The 13832-nt window shown below is 60.3% G+C and carries 14 protein-coding genes and 1 tRNA gene; 10 read left to right on the top strand and 5 right to left on the bottom strand.

The window, feature by feature from the left end; all coding sequences use genetic code 11:
• Window positions 1–199: 199 nt before the first annotated feature.
• The 3 genes from RAS12_RS16755 (at window position 200) to RAS12_RS16745 (ending at window position 3805) form a co-directional block, all read left to right on the top strand.
• Complete coding sequence (locus tag RAS12_RS16755; RefSeq protein ID WP_306937294.1) at window positions 200–886, top strand: response regulator transcription factor; 687 nt, start codon at window positions 200–202, stop codon at window positions 884–886.
• 37 nt (window positions 887–923) lie between these two features.
• Window positions 924–2183 (top strand): sensor histidine kinase, encoded by a 1260-nt coding sequence (locus tag RAS12_RS16750; protein ID WP_306937292.1) that lies wholly within the window; start codon window positions 924–926, stop codon window positions 2181–2183.
• 149 nt (window positions 2184–2332) lie between these two features.
• A complete protein-coding gene (locus tag RAS12_RS16745; protein ID WP_306937291.1) occupies window positions 2333–3805 on the top strand; it encodes a lytic polysaccharide monooxygenase in 1473 nt (490 codons plus the stop codon).
• A 314-nt stretch (window positions 3806–4119) separates the two neighbouring features.
• On the opposite strand, the gene RAS12_RS16740 is transcribed toward RAS12_RS16745, so the two are convergent.
• Window positions 4120–4195, bottom strand: a tRNA-Gly gene (locus RAS12_RS16740).
• A 218-nt stretch (window positions 4196–4413) separates the two neighbouring features.
• Between RAS12_RS16740 and murB the strand changes: the two genes are divergently transcribed.
• Window positions 4414–5460 carry a UDP-N-acetylmuramate dehydrogenase gene (murB, locus tag RAS12_RS16735; RefSeq protein ID WP_306937290.1) on the top strand — a complete coding sequence of 349 codons (1047 nt, stop codon included), beginning with the start codon at window positions 4414–4416 and terminating at the stop codon, window positions 5458–5460.
• Window positions 5461–5524: 64 nt separating this feature from the next.
• Here the strand turns inward: murB and dapB are convergent, their stop codons facing one another.
• Window positions 5525–6316 (bottom strand): 4-hydroxy-tetrahydrodipicolinate reductase, encoded by a 792-nt coding sequence (gene dapB, locus RAS12_RS16730; RefSeq protein ID WP_306937288.1) that lies wholly within the window; start codon window positions 6314–6316, stop codon window positions 5525–5527.
• Window positions 6317–6334: 18 nt separating this feature from the next.
• Window positions 6335–6871 carry an outer membrane protein assembly factor BamE gene (locus RAS12_RS16725; RefSeq protein ID WP_306937286.1) on the bottom strand — a complete coding sequence of 179 codons (537 nt, stop codon included), beginning with the start codon at window positions 6869–6871 and terminating at the stop codon, window positions 6335–6337.
• Between the two features lie 157 nt (window positions 6872–7028).
• Between RAS12_RS16725 and fur the strand changes: the two genes are divergently transcribed.
• Entirely contained in the window at window positions 7029–7448 is a 420-nt protein-coding gene (fur, locus tag RAS12_RS16720) for a ferric iron uptake transcriptional regulator (protein ID WP_306937285.1), read from the top strand.
• A 107-nt stretch (window positions 7449–7555) separates the two neighbouring features.
• On the opposite strand, the gene recN is transcribed toward fur, so the two are convergent.
• Together recN and RAS12_RS16710 are read right to left on the bottom strand one after the other, a co-directional pair.
• Complete coding sequence (gene recN, locus RAS12_RS16715; RefSeq protein ID WP_306937283.1) at window positions 7556–9217, bottom strand: DNA repair protein RecN; 1662 nt, start codon at window positions 9215–9217, stop codon at window positions 7556–7558.
• A 14-nt stretch (window positions 9218–9231) separates the two neighbouring features.
• Entirely contained in the window at window positions 9232–10131 is a 900-nt protein-coding gene (locus RAS12_RS16710) for an NAD kinase (protein ID WP_306937282.1), read from the bottom strand.
• A 142-nt stretch (window positions 10132–10273) separates the two neighbouring features.
• Between RAS12_RS16710 and hrcA the strand changes: the two genes are divergently transcribed.
• The 5 genes from hrcA (at window position 10274) to RAS12_RS16685 (ending at window position 13789) form a co-directional block, all read left to right on the top strand.
• Window positions 10274–11278, top strand: a complete 1005-nt coding sequence (hrcA, locus tag RAS12_RS16705; RefSeq protein WP_306951489.1) for a heat-inducible transcriptional repressor HrcA — start codon at window positions 10274–10276, stop codon at window positions 11276–11278.
• Between the two features lie 45 nt (window positions 11279–11323).
• Window positions 11324–12472: a ferrochelatase gene (hemH, locus tag RAS12_RS16700; RefSeq protein ID WP_306937280.1), complete on the top strand. Its 1149-nt coding sequence runs from the start codon at window positions 11324–11326 to the stop codon at window positions 12470–12472.
• A complete protein-coding gene (locus RAS12_RS16695; RefSeq protein WP_306937279.1) occupies window positions 12462–12698 on the top strand; it encodes a hypothetical protein in 237 nt (78 codons plus the stop codon). Before hemH ends, RAS12_RS16695 begins: the two co-directional genes overlap by 11 nt.
• Window positions 12699–12810: 112 nt before the next feature.
• Window positions 12811–13368 carry a nucleotide exchange factor GrpE gene (gene grpE / locus RAS12_RS16690; protein ID WP_306937277.1) on the top strand — a complete coding sequence of 186 codons (558 nt, stop codon included), beginning with the start codon at window positions 12811–12813 and terminating at the stop codon, window positions 13366–13368.
• A 16-nt stretch (window positions 13369–13384) separates the two neighbouring features.
• Complete coding sequence (locus RAS12_RS16685) at window positions 13385–13789, top strand: thioredoxin family protein (RefSeq protein ID WP_306937275.1); 405 nt, start codon at window positions 13385–13387, stop codon at window positions 13787–13789.
• The last annotated feature ends 43 nt before the right edge of the window (window positions 13790–13832 follow it).

Genomic DNA, 13832 nt, shown 5'->3' with positions numbered 1-13832 from the left:
TGACGGCCATTAATGCGTGGTTTTCAATTGTCAAGACGGATTTCTAATATTCGAAGATCGAAACATCTGATATTTCTTTAAGAAAGTTCTTATTGTTGCGGCTATTGCTTCGTGAAATCCTGCGCCTGGGGTAGTAAAGCGATTGCCGGAAATAATAAATTCCAGTCGGAAATTGCGCTTTGAAAAGAAGTAAACAGGAATGAATGTCGCAATTCTCGAAGACTCGCCTGCTCACGTAGAGTGGATTACCAAGCTATTGCTCAGTCGTGGCCACCAGCCATTTTCCCGCGCCGACGGCAACAGCTTCATTGCGCTGTTGCAGCAACAAAAGGTTGATGTGGTGTTGCTGGATTGGGAAGTCCCCGGCGCATCCGGACTGGCCGTGCTTAAGTGGGCGCGCAGCAACCTGGCGCCCTCCCTGCCCATCTTGATGGTGACGCAGCGCGACGACGAAGAAAGCATCGTCCTGGCGCTGAATCAGGGCGCGGATGACTATCTGCAAAAGCCCGTGCGTGAAGGCGAACTGCTGGCGCGCGTGGGCGCCCAGCTCAGGAAGTCGCAGCGCGGCGACGCCAGCACCCAGTCGTTTCAGGTTGGGCGTTTTCTCTTCAATCCTGAAGCCCAAACGCTGAACGTGGATGGGCGCGCGGTGAGTCTGTCGACGCGGGAGTTCAATCTGGCCGTGCTGTTGTTCCGCAATACCGGCCGCATCATGACCAAGGACGTGCTCAGTCAGCATATCTGGGGCGCGTCAGACCGGAAGTACGACGCGAGTCTGGCCACCTATGTGAGCAATCTGCGTTCTGCGCTGGGTTTGCGTGCGCACAGTGGTTATGTGATCGCCACCGTCTACAACTACGGCTACCGGCTGGAACGCCTGTCCTGAGTCCTGCGGTCCGGGCGCATCCCGGATTTGCGCCGCTTTGCTGGCGGCATTGCGCGCCCTGGTGCCATGGGTGCGGTTTTCATTCCAAGAGATCATGAAACGACTACTTCAGCCTTGCGCTCGCCTGGGCGCCAGAAGGAACGATGCCCTGCTGTTTTGCAATCTGGGCATTATTTTGCTGTGTTTCGCCATGCCCGGCGGCGACCGCCCATTAACCACGGCGGCGCCTGGCGTGTTGGCAGACTTCGGCATTTTGATTTGCCTGGCGCTGATCTGTGTGATGTCCGGACAGTCCCAAATGCGTATCCGTGCTCTTGCGGGACTGATCGGATTTTGGCTGCTGGCCGCGACGCTCGTGCTTACCGCGCGTCGTTGGGCCCCGCTTGTTGCTCCGGTCCTGGGTTGTGCGTTGGCGTACGCCTGCGTGGTCAAGTGGCGTACGGCGGCGGCCCAGGCGGCTCGGCTGGGCGCCATCACAAACTGGACGGAGGCAAACGCCAGTCCGGCTGAAGCAGCGGACGTGCCTGCTGTGCCACCTCAGGATTCAATTGCCGGCAGCGACCGTGAAGTCATGCTGCAAATGATGCACGACCTGCGTAGTCCGCTGTCGAGTATTTTGGCCATGATCGAAAAACAAAATCAGGAAACGGCGGAACCTCGGCATGAGGAGTTTGTGGATTCCGTGCGCGGTTTGGTTCAGCACAGCCTTTCGGTGGCGCAGGATTTCATGTTTCTGTCGCGCGTGGAGCGTTTGAACAAAGCGGCATTTTTGCCAGTGTCCCTACTGGACCTGAGCAGGGAAGCTGTGGATCAGATGCTGCCACTGGCCCAGCGCAAAAATATCAACATACGCATCCGGGGCCGGGTTGGCTCGGCGTGGATTGCTGGCGACTATTGCATGTTGCTGCGGGCGTTGATCAATCTGCTGGATAACGCGCTTAAATATTCCAATCCCTCGACGCAGATCACATTGACGGTGCAGCGCAAAGGAGACCTGGGTCGCATCAGCGTGGCGGACCAGGGCATAGGCATTCCGGATGAAGCGATCCCCAAGTTATGCGAGGCGTTTTATCAGGTGGGGCAGGACGCACTGCGTAGCAGTGAAGGCGTAGGCATGGGGCTTGCCCTGGTCAAGGCGGTATCCGAGTCGCACGGCGGTGTGGTCGGTGTGGAATCCCGTCCCGATGCCGGCAGCATTTTTTCATTATCTTTCCCCCTGATTTCTGTCGAATGCCACGAAAGTGAACGCGTCGATAGGCGCACTAAATATAAAGAAAGTCTGAATGCCATTATTTAAAAAAGCGCCTTTTAGGCGCTTTTTTTTAGACTGTGTTGAGAAAGGTTTTTGGGATTAAAGGCCGTTGGAATAATGGCGGCGCTTCACGGCTTCTGTCTTTTGATGGTGCTTGGAGCGTGCATTGGTAAATCCCCAAAAAAGGAAGTTTGATGACTAGCATTTCCCTACGCGGCGTAGCCGGCAAGCTGGCTTTGCCCGTTGCAGCCTTGACCCAGGCTGTCTTGATGGCCATGGCGCCGACGTCGGTGTCGGCCCACGGCTCGACGATCGATCCCCCCAGCCGCGAGTACGGTTGCAACACGCTGGATACGCCTTGGAACAACCCCAAGTTCAGCGGCTGCGGCAAAATCCGTGACCTGGCGGGCAGCTGGCAGTCCAACGCCATCCTGGGCGTGAAAAGCAACCACAAAGAATTCATTCGTGATGGCCTGCTGTGCGCAGGCGGCAAGGAAAGCTGGAAGGAGCTTGATGGCGACCACGAGTGGCCCACCACCGTTGTGACGCCGGACGCCAATGGCAACGCCCGCTTCAAGTACATGCAGACTGCTGGCCACCTGAGCTCGTACTTCAAGACCTATATCAGCAAGGACAGCTACGACCCGAAGCGCGGCCTGCGTTGGGATGACCTGGAACTGATCGGCGACACCGGCAAGCTGCCGCGTCCGGAAAACAACTCCATTACTCCGCTGGACGTCAAGATTCCCGCCCATTTCACGGGAAAGCGCGTGATTTACAGCGTGTGGCAACGTGACCCGGCCGACAACGCCGAAGGTTTCTACGCTTGCTCGAACGTGGAAGTGATGCCCGCCAACGTGCAATGGCAAGCCAGCGGCGCGCTGCAAGGCGGCCAGGTGGACACCGGTTCGAAGATCACCCTGCGCGTGTTCGATCTGACCCGGACCGGCGATCTGGAAAGCCACTCGATCACGGTCAAGGCCGGCGAGGAAAAGGCAGCTCAGTGGATGTTTGCACTGGCCAAGGAAGCCAACAACAAGTCGTCCGTTATCAAGGTCGGCAAGATGCAGCCCAACGGCCAAGTCGTGCCCCAGCAAAGCGACACCGACAACCAGGTCTACGGCCTGAACAAGAAGGTTGGTTTTGCGATTGATAACAAGCCTACCGATCCGGTCGATCCCCCGCCCGTTGAAGTGAACCCGCCCAAGGCGGACCTGACGGGTCCCGCAACTGCCAAGGCTGGTGAATCGGTTGCCTTGTCTGCCAAGGGTTCCAACGATGGCGGCGGCAAGCTGCAATATCAGTGGACCGTTCCGGCCGGCATCACCGCTTCGGCGCTGAACCAGGCTGACCTGCGCTTCACGGCTCCGAGCCTGACGCAGGACCAGTCGTTCACGTTCTCCGTCAAGGTGACGAATGAAAAGGGTTCGTCCAGCGCATCGCACTCGGTTCTGGTCTCGAAGGTTGAGCAGGGCGGCGGTGAGCCCGGCGACTACCCGGCCTACAAGGAAGGCACGGCCTACAAGGCAGGCGACAAGGTGTCCAATGCTGGCGGCAACTACGCGTGCAAGGCCTGGCCTTACACCGCATGGTGCGGCATGGCGGCAACGCACTACGCACCCGGCAAGGGCCTGAACTGGGCTCAAGCCTGGGACAAGATCAAGTAATACCGGTGATCCTGTTCAATAGCGGTAGTTCAATATCGCGTAAAAGCCGCGGGTCATAAGGCGGCGCTATGAAGTTCCTGATCCCTCGCACGGTTGTGCGGGGGATTTTTTTTCGGCTTGTTGGGCTTGGCACGCAGGTAGGCCAGTAGCGTTAATGGCTCGGCCAGCGGTCATGATGTGTCGCCGCCTGCGGCGATACGCAGGCGGTCACTGATCACTCAGGCAATTCAATTGATGATGAGCAGAAATGAAAAAAGGGCCCGAAGGCCCTTTCTCAAGGAATTGCAGAACAGAACGCGCTGCAATTCAAAATTTGGAGCGGGAGACGAGTCTCGAACTCGCGACCTCAACCTTGGCAAGGTTGCGCTCTACCAACTGAGCTACTCCCGCATGGGTCCTGCTTCAATACCGCAACAGAACCGCTTTTCTTATTCACTCTGATCAACTTGGTTATCGATGAGAGGTCATGCAACGTAGAATTTTGGGTATGGATTTTTTGATACGGCAATAAAGCCGTGTCGACCAATCCGAACCAGACTAATTCGTACCATTCACTCAATCAAGTAATATGAGTGAAGCCAGAAACTATAGCATAACTAGTAGCATCCATGTCAAATCTTTCCGCAACAGATAGCGCGCACGCCACGCTGAAACCTACGCCCCAAGACCTGAGTCACCTGAACACGCTGGGCCTGGCGGCCCACGCGGGGGCTTTCGTCACCTTGGACGACATCGCGCAGTTGCCGGCCTTGTCGGCGTTGGCGCAGCAGGCGGAGTCGTTGCTGGTGCTGGGCGGCGGCAGCAATCTGGTGCTGCCCGAGAGGGTGCCGGGATTGGTGGCGCGGGTGGCGTTCCATGGTGTGAGGCTGCTTGAGGCCCAGCCCGACGCTTGGCTGATCGAAGCGGCGGGCGGTGAAATTTGGCACAGGTTTGTCGAAACCTGTGTGAATAACGGCTGGGACGGCCTGGAGAACTTGGCACTGATACCGGGCACGGTGGGCGCCGCCCCGGTCCAGAATATTGGCGCCTACGGGGTGGAATTTGAGGAACGCTTCCACAGTTTGACCGCCTGGGACGTGTCAGCAGGCCGTTTTGTGGAAATGACTGCGGCCGATTGCCGCTACGCCTACCGCGACAGCGCGTTCAAGCACGACGCCCCTGGCCGCTGGGTCATCGTCAGCGTGCGGTTTGCGCTGCCACGTCCCTGGCGCCCCGTGCTGGCCTATCCCGATTTGCAGCGCCACCCTCGATTGGCCGACGGCGCCCCTGCGGCGCGTGACATCTTCGAAGCCGTCTGCGAGATCCGGCGCGCCAAATTGCCCGACCCGGCGGTGACGGGAAACGCAGGCAGTTTTTTCAAGAATCCCATCGTGACCGCGGCGGTGCGCGATGCTCTGGCCGAGCGGTATCCGGGCCTAGTGTCGTATGCGCAGCCAGACGGCCGCTACAAACTGGCAGCGGGCTGGCTGATCGATCAGTGCGGCTGGAAGGGCCGGACGCTGGGCGCCGCTGGCGTGCACGACCGCCAGGCGCTGGTGCTGGTCAACCGGGGCGGGGCCACCGCAGCGGACATCATGGGATTGGCCGCCGCGATCCAGGATGCGGTGGCGCAGCGTTATGGCGTGCGGCTGGAACCGGAACCCGTGGTGGTGTGAACGGCCGCCTCGTACGGACGAAAAAAAAGGAGCCCAAGGGTTCCTTTTTTCATGTCCGGGCGGTTTAGAGCCCCAGCACGGATTGCATGTCATACAAGCCGTTGTGCTTGTCATTCAGGAAGCGTGCCGCGCGCAGCGCGCCTTCTGCGTAAGTGGCGCGGCTGGCAGAGCGGTGTGTGATTTCAATCCGTTCGCCAATGCCGCAGAACGACACAGTGTGTTCGCCGACGATATCGCCGCCGCGCAGCACCGAGAAACCGATCGTGCCGGGTTTGCGCACGCCGGTGTCGCCATGGCGGCTCCAGGTGGCCACGTCAGGCAGGGCCACGTCCCAGGCTGAGGCAACCGTTTCGCCCATCTTGAGGGCTGTGCCCGAAGGGGCGTCAACCTTGTTGCGGTGGTGCGCTTCGAACACTTCGACGTCATAGCCGGAGTTCAGGATGCGTGCCGCCATGTCCAGCAGCTTGAGCGTGGCATTGACGCCGATGCTCATGTTGGGGGCGAACACGATGCCGGTCTTCTGGGCGGCGACTTCAATTGCGGCGCGGCCGTTGTCGTCAAAACCGGTCGTGCCGATGACAGCCTTGACACCGTGTTTCACGCACGCCTGCAGGTGTTCCAGCGTGCCTTCCGGGCGGGTGAAGTCGATCAGGCAGTCGGCCTGAGCCAGCGCGTTCACGTCGTCGGTGATGATGACGCCGGTCTGCTGACCGAGCGGGGCGCCTGCATCCTGTCCCAGGGCCGCAGAGCCCTTGCGATCCAGCGCAACGGCCAATTTCAGGTCCGTGGACTTCAGGATGGCGTCGATCAGCATCTGGCCCATACGGCCGCTGGCGCCGGCAATTGCAATACGCATGAAAAAAATCCTTGGGAGTTACCGGAGCGGTTCGGGCGCGTTGCCGGGTTGGCCGGGGTATTGGTTCAGCGGGCTGACCGGAGCGGCCGAATCGCGCTTGAGCAAGTCCTGTTCTTCTTTGATGCGAGCTTCGTCGCGGTCCAGACGCTTGTCGGCGTTCTCGTCGGCAGTCGGGCTGGGCGTATTCAACTGGTAGGGTTGCAGGTCAGGCTGCTTGTCGCCTTCCCAGCGGACCAGCCGGTCGTTTTCGAACCAGACCGTGAACTTGCGCTCTCGGGCTTCGCCATAGCCGGGCTTGTAGTAGTAAGGGTAATCCCAGCGGTTGGCGTGCAGGACGCTGGTCAACGTCGGGCTGCCCAGCGCGAAGCGCACTTGCTCGCGCGTCATGCCTGGCTGCAGCAGGGAGACCTGCTCTTGCGTGATCCAGTTTCCTTGCTGGACGCCGGCCTTGTAGGGGAAGCCCCACTTGTCTCCCGAGCAACCGGCAAGGGCGATGGCCAGGGCGGCGACGGCCAATCCGGTCTTCAGCGAGCGGGAGGGAATTCGTGCAATCATGGACACTACGCGCCCCTATTATTTGGAAGCAGACAAAACCGTTATCATAAAGGTTTCATAAGGATAGTTCTGCGGGGCGGCACGAATTCAGGGGAGCCGGCTCGCGGCGCACCCGATATCCTTGCCCATGCCCACGCGGACGGAGAGCGATTACACCATGAGCGACCAAAGCGAACTGAAGAACATGGGTTTGAAGGCGACATTTCCCCGCCTGAAAATTCTTGATATTTTCCGTAAATCCGACCAACGGCACCTGAGCGCCGAAGACGTCTACCGTGCGCTGATCGGCGAAAACGTCGAAATTGGCCTGGCAACGGTCTATCGCGTGCTGACGCAGTTCGAGCAAGCAGGCATTCTTGCCCGCAGCCAGTTCGACAGCGGCAAGGCGGTATTTGAGCTGAACGACGGCGATCACCACGATCACCTGATCTGCACGAATTGCGGCCGAGTGGTCGAGTTTTCGGACCCGGACATCGAAAAGCGCCAGCAAAAGATCGCCAAAGACAATGGCTTTGCGCTGGAAAGCCATGCGATGGTGCTTTACGGCATCTGCGGCAGCTGCCTGAAAGGCCGCTAATCCGCTAGCGTCCGCCCCACGGTCTGTGGCCGCGCTCGCTGCGGGCCAGTGAGATCTAAATCCCCTTCTATTAGAAGGGGATTTTTTTATGGTTGGGCGGTTTGTGTTCAGGCGGTGGTTTGGCCGAAACCTTCCAGCATCTCGCGCGCGTGTTCGCGCGTGGTGGCGGTCAGCTTGATGCCGCCCAGCATCCGCGCGATTTCTTCGACGCGGGCCGGCGCATCCAATTCTTCAATGCTGGAGCGCGTCGTACCGCGTGATTCCGCTTTGCTGACCAGGAACTGGTTGTTGGCGCAGGCGGCAACCTGCGGCAAGTGGGTGACGCACAGCACCTGATGACGTTCGCCGAGCTCGCGCAGCAGCTTGCCGACGGCTTCGGCCACGGCGCCGCCGACGCCGCTGTCGACCTCATCGAAGATCAGCGTGGGCACGCGTGCAGCCCGGCTGGCGATGACGGACAAGGCAAGCGAGATACGGGACAGTTCGCCGCCAGAGGCCACCTTTGCGAGCGGACGTGGCGTGGTGCCAGCATGCCCGGCCACCAGAAATTCAACTTGTTCATTGCCTTGGGCGGATGGCGCGCAAACGGCAAGCGTGGGCTCGAATTTGCCGCCCTGCATCGCAAGCGTTTGCATGGCCAGCGTGACTTGTTTGCCCAGGTCTTTCGCGATCTTGCGGCGGGCGTTCGTGAGCTTGGCAGCCACCGAGTCGTATTGTGTTTGCGCGGCCGTGGCTTGGGCGCGCAGCGCGTCGATGTCGCCCGCAGCTTGCAGCGCGGCCAGCTCGGCGTGCAGCGATTCGCGCAGTTCACATAGCGCGTCGGGTTCGGTGCGGAATTTGCGTGCCGTTTCGAATACCAGGCTCAAGCGCGCTTCGACATCGGCCAGGCGTTTGGGGTCCAGATCGACGCGGCTGACGTAATTGTTCAGGTCGGACACTGCCTCGCTGATCGCGATGCGGGCTGATTCCAGTTCGTCATACACCCCTTGCAAGCCGGGATCATGGCGCAGCAGTTGTTGGATGTGGTGATTGGCCGCCGTAATGCGGTGGTGCGCGGAATCACCGTCGCCATCCAGCGTCTCCATGATTTGAGATGCGCCGTCCAACAGCGACTGCGAATGCGACAGCCGCGTGTGTTCAGACTGTAGCGATTCCCATTCGTCCGGGCCCAGGTTCAACTGATCCAGCTCTTCAACCTGCCATTGCAGGCGATCACGCTCGGTAGCCAGGCTTTGCGCGTCTTTCTCGGCGGCTTCCAGTTGCCGTGCCAGCGCGCGCCATTGCTTCCAGGCTTGATTGACGGTCTGCCGCAAGTCGCTGTGGCCGCCGTGGGCGTCCAGCAAGTCGCGCTGGGCATCGGGGCGCATCAGGCTCTGGTGCGCGTGCTGGCCATGGATATCGACCAGGCTGTCGCCCAATTCGCGCAGTTGCGCCACGGTGGCGGGTGTGCCGTTGATGTAGGCGCGGCTGCGGCCCTGGGCATCGATCACGCGGCGCAGCGACAGATCGTCGTCGGCGTCTATTTCGCGTTCAATCAGCCAGGCGTGCAGCGATTTGGGAGTGTCGAATACCGCCGTGATGTCGGCGCGCGCCGCACCTTCGCGCAACATGCTGGCGTCGCCGCGTTCCCCCAGCGTCAGCGCCAGCGCATCCACAAGAATGGATTTGCCTGCGCCGGTCTCGCCGGAGAAGACGGTGAAGCCGGGGCCAAAATGGATCTCGGTGTGTTCGACGATGACGAAGTCGCGGATATGCAGGGTGCGCAGCATGGCTGGGGCGCTTACTACTCTACGTTGTCGGTGGCCTGGGGCATCAGATTCCAATGCAGCTTGCGGCGCAGGGTGGAAAAGAAGCTGTAGCCTTCGGGATGCACAAAGCGGATGGTGTACGGCGCGCGTTGCACGACGATGCGGTCGCCGGGTTGCAGGTCTGACCAGGTCTGCATGTCGAAATGCACGCTGGCGCCAACTTCGACGCGGCCCATGGCCGTCAGGGTCATGTTCAGAACGCCCGTGTCAGGAATCACGATAGGGCGGTTTGACAACGTTTGCGGCGCAACGGGCACCAGCACCATGGCATTCATGCCGGGATGCAGAATAGGACCGTTGGCAGACAAGGCGTAGGCGGTCGAGCCGGTCGGCGTGGCGATGATCAGGCCGTCGGCACGCTGCGTGTACATGAAGGCGCCGTCCAGTTCGACGCGAACTTCGATCATGCCGCCGCGGCCGGCGCGGTTCAGCACGACGTCGTTCAAGGCCGATGCGGAATACATTTTTTGGTCGCCGCGCCACACGCTGCCTTCCAGCAGCATGCGCTCTTCGATCTGGAAGCTGCCTTCCAGCACGCGCGCCAGTGCACCGTGCGCATCTTGCAGCGCGATGTCGGTAATGAATCCCAGCCGGCCATGGTTGATGCCAACAAGCGGCACGCCAAATGGCGCCAGGTGGCGCCCCGCGCCCAGCACGGTGCCATCGCCGCCCATCACAACGGCCAGCGATGCCGTCTGTCCGATCTCTTCGAGGGTGGCGACAGGATATTCAGTCAGCCCGGTATTGCGCGCGGTGTCCGCGTCGATGAGCACGTGCCGGCCCGCCTGCGTCAGCGCGTGCGCAAGTGCTCTTAGCGGAGTGTCCAGGCCGGTGTCCTGGTATCTGCCGATTAGGGCGACAGTAGGAAAGTGCATGGATGCGTGCAAATCAAAAGGCAAAAACCAAAATGCCGAAAATCTGCCCGGGATGGGCTGATTTGCCGATTATATGGGGCCGCATATCGGCTTGCGGGACAAAAATCGCCTTAATTGGAAAAGATTCCCTAAAATGCCTGTTATGGATGACCGCGCACGCGCACTACTGAAAGCGTTGATAGAACGCTACATCGCCGACGGGCAGCCTGTCGGCTCGCGGACGCTATCGAAAGTTTTTGACTTATCTCCGGCCACTATCCGCAATGTGATGGCTGACCTGGAAGAGTTGGGACTGATCCATAGCCCGCATACCTCCGCCGGCCGTGTTCCCACGCCGCGGGGCTACCGCATGTTCGTCGATTCCCTGCTGGCTGTGCAGTCGTACCAGCTGCAACCCCACAACATGAGCGAGATGCTGTCGGCCGCCGAACCCTCGCGCGCCGTGAATGCCGCTGCCGCGCTGTTGTCGAATCTGACGCAATTCGCAGGGGTGGTATTGACGCCCAAGCGGGCTCAGATATTCCGGCAGGTCGAATTCATCCGCTTGTCTGACAAACGCGTACTGCTGATCATCGTCACCCCAGAGGGCGATGTCCAGAACCGCATCCTGTTTGTGCAGCGCGATTACGTCGAAGCCGAATTGCTGGAAGCGGGCAATTTCTTCAACATGCACTTTGCGGGCAAATCGTTCAACGCGGTGCGCCAGACCCTGTCTACAGAGCTGGCCCAACTGCGCGAAGACATTTCGCGTTTGATGCAGGCCGCCGTTGAGGCCAGCGCGGAAGCGGCTGAAGATGGCGATGCCATGGTCATTTCCGGTGAGCGCAAGCTGCTGGACGTTACCGACATCGCGTCCGACATGGACCGTTTGCGCAAGATGTTCTCGCTGTTCGAAAAGAAGACTGACCTGCTGCAATTGTTGGATGTGTCCAGCCGCGCGCAGGGGGTACAGATCTACATTGGCGGCGATTCGCAGCTGGTGCCGATGGAAGACGTGTCGGTCATCACCGCGCCTTATGGCGTGGATGGCAAAGTGGTGGGCACGCTAGGCGTGATCGGCCCCACCCGCATGGCTTACGAGCGCGTCATCCCCATCGTGGATATCACGGCGCGCCTGTTGTCCAACGCACTTAGCCACAACCAGTAGTTCCATTCAAAGCTACATCCTCCTTGCGGAGGAAGGGGAGTTTTTGTGTTTCTTCGCTTGTTCAAGTACCTGTGGCCTGAACGCTATCTGCCGGAAACCGAGCAGGACGACCCTTTCAACGAAGACCCTCCGCCGCGCGGGGTGGGCAAGGTCGGTGTGCTGCTGGTGAACTTGGGCACCCCGGATACGCCGGGCAAGAAGGACATACGCAAATACTTGGGCGAGTTCCTGTCCGATCCCCGGGTGATCGAGATTCCGCGCTATCTGTGGAAGCCTATCTTGCACGGCCTGGTACTGACCCTGCGTCCCAAGAAGCTGGAACCGCGCTATGCCGGCGTGTGGATGAAGGAAGGCTCACCGCTGATGGTCTACAGCCGGCGCCAGGCTGACGGCGTGCGCGCCGCCCTTGATGCCGCCGGTCTCGATGCCGTTGTGGAATTGGGGATGCGCTACGGCAACCCGTCCATCCCCGACGCGATTACGCGGCTGCGGGCACAGGGGTGCGAGCGCATTCTTACGGTGCCGCTCTATCCGCAATATGCGGCCAGCACCACCGCCACGGTAGTGGATGCCGTGACCCGGCATGCAGGCCGCCTTCGGGACCAGCCTGAGCTGCGCTTCATCAAGCGGTTCTACGATGAACCCGCCTATCTGGACGCGCTGGCTGGCCGGATCGAGGCCTACTGGCAAGATCACGGCAAACCGCAAAAACTGGTGATGAGTTTCCACGGCCTGCCGCGCTACTCGATTGAATTGGGTGATCCGTATTACCGCGATTGCATGGAAACGGCGCGCCTGCTGTCCGAGCGGCTATCGCTGCCGCGCGAGCACATTGAAGTAACTTTCCAAAGCCGCTTTGGCACTGCCCGCTGGTTGGAGCCCTACACCGAACCCACCCTGAAGGCGCTTGCCGCGTCCGGCACCACCGAGGTCGACGTGGTGTGTCCGGGATTTGTGGCAGACTGTCTTGAAACCTTGGAAGAAATCAGTCTGGAATGTCGCGATGCCTTTATTGCATCAGGCGGCAAGCAGTTCCGATACATTCCGGCGATCAACGACGATCCCGTCTGGATCGCAGGATTGGCCAGGCTGGTGGAACGGCACTTGCAGGGGTGGTCCCGGGCTGCTCCCCAGGTAGACCGCCAGGACGCCCCCCAGTTAACGGACTTGAAGGAGAAGGCGCATGCACCATGATCCCAAGACGGGCAAGACAGCAAAAAAGGGGACGGTAAGCACCCCGGTTGATGAGGACCAGGTCGAGCATGACTTGGACGAGGCGCTGGCGGAAACCTTCCCGGCCAGCGACCCGATCGCCATCCGGTCTGAGCCGGACGAAGACGATTCCCGCGTGGACCGCGCCTTGAAAGAGAGCTTTCCGGCCAGTGATCCGGTTGCGCCCGCGCAGCCCCATAAAAAGTAATCGGCCGGGCCCGCGGGGGCGCTGTCAGGGAATATTCGTTATCCCGGGCTTGAAATAGGGGTATTGGCCCCCATTCATGTCTGCGAAAGCCATTCTTTTTGGAGGATTCCCCATGACGGCACCCCACGAGCCTGTAGATCAGACGCCCGAAGCCGGCCATAAGGCCGACGCGGCACCCGCCGAGCAGGACGCCGCACAGGCCGAGCTGAACGAGTTGCGCGCCCAGTTGGACGCCGCCCAGGCTACCGTCAATGAGCAGCACGACCAGCTTCTGCGTATTCAGGCCGAAGCCGAGAACGTGCGCCGCCGCGCCCAGGAAGAAGTGTCCAAAGCGCGCAAGTTCGGCATTGAATCGTTCGCCGAAAGCCTGGTGCCGGTCAAGGACAGCCTGGAAGCCGCTTTGGCCCAGCCTGACCAGACCGTCCAAACGCTGCGCGAAGGCGTCGAAGTAACCCTCAAGCAACTGACCGCTGCCTTTGAGCGCAATTTGCTGAAGGAAATCGCGCCGGCGCAGGGTGACAAGTTCGACCCGCACCTGCATCAAGCAATTTCGTCCATCCCCAACGAGCAGCCCGCCAATACCGTGGTTCAGCTGCTGCAAAAGGGCTACGCCATTACCGACCGGACGCTGCGTCCGGCGCTGGTGGTGGTGTCTGCCGGTCAGGGCTGAATCGCACCCTGGCGACATGACCGATCCCCGTTTTGATCCGGCTCAGGTCTTTCAGGTGTTCGGCATGCAACATGTCGACACCGGGGGATTTGATGCAGCCGTGGTCCAGGCGCCGGGATCGGATCTGCGCTGTGTGTTTCTGTGGGGCCAGGATTGCTATAACTGCAATCTTTTCAAGCAGGCGGCGCTATTGCATCAAGAGGCGCTGCTGGGTCTGGGCCTGACTTGGTTCCAGGCCGATGTCTATGCGGACGAGCCCCTGGGGCGCCGGTTTTCGCTGCACGGTGTCCCCACTTTTGTGTTGTACCGAGCCGGAAAACGGCTTGGACGTATAACGGGTTGGCCCGGATTGCCCCAATTTACGGCGGCAATCCAGCGGTTGCAGGACCAGGCTGCGGAAAATTCCGGCCAGGCGTCTTGAAAAACCCTGCGAGTAGCCCCAGTTATGTGGGGACAAGAAGTTT

Origin of the sequence: Achromobacter seleniivolatilans, from assembly GCF_030864005.1 — a bacterium.
GTDB classification, from domain to species: domain Bacteria; phylum Pseudomonadota; class Gammaproteobacteria; order Burkholderiales; family Burkholderiaceae_B; genus Achromobacter; species Achromobacter seleniivolatilans.
The sequence above is the reverse complement of the archived record's forward strand: the minus strand, read 5'-3'. Positions and strand labels throughout refer to the sequence as shown.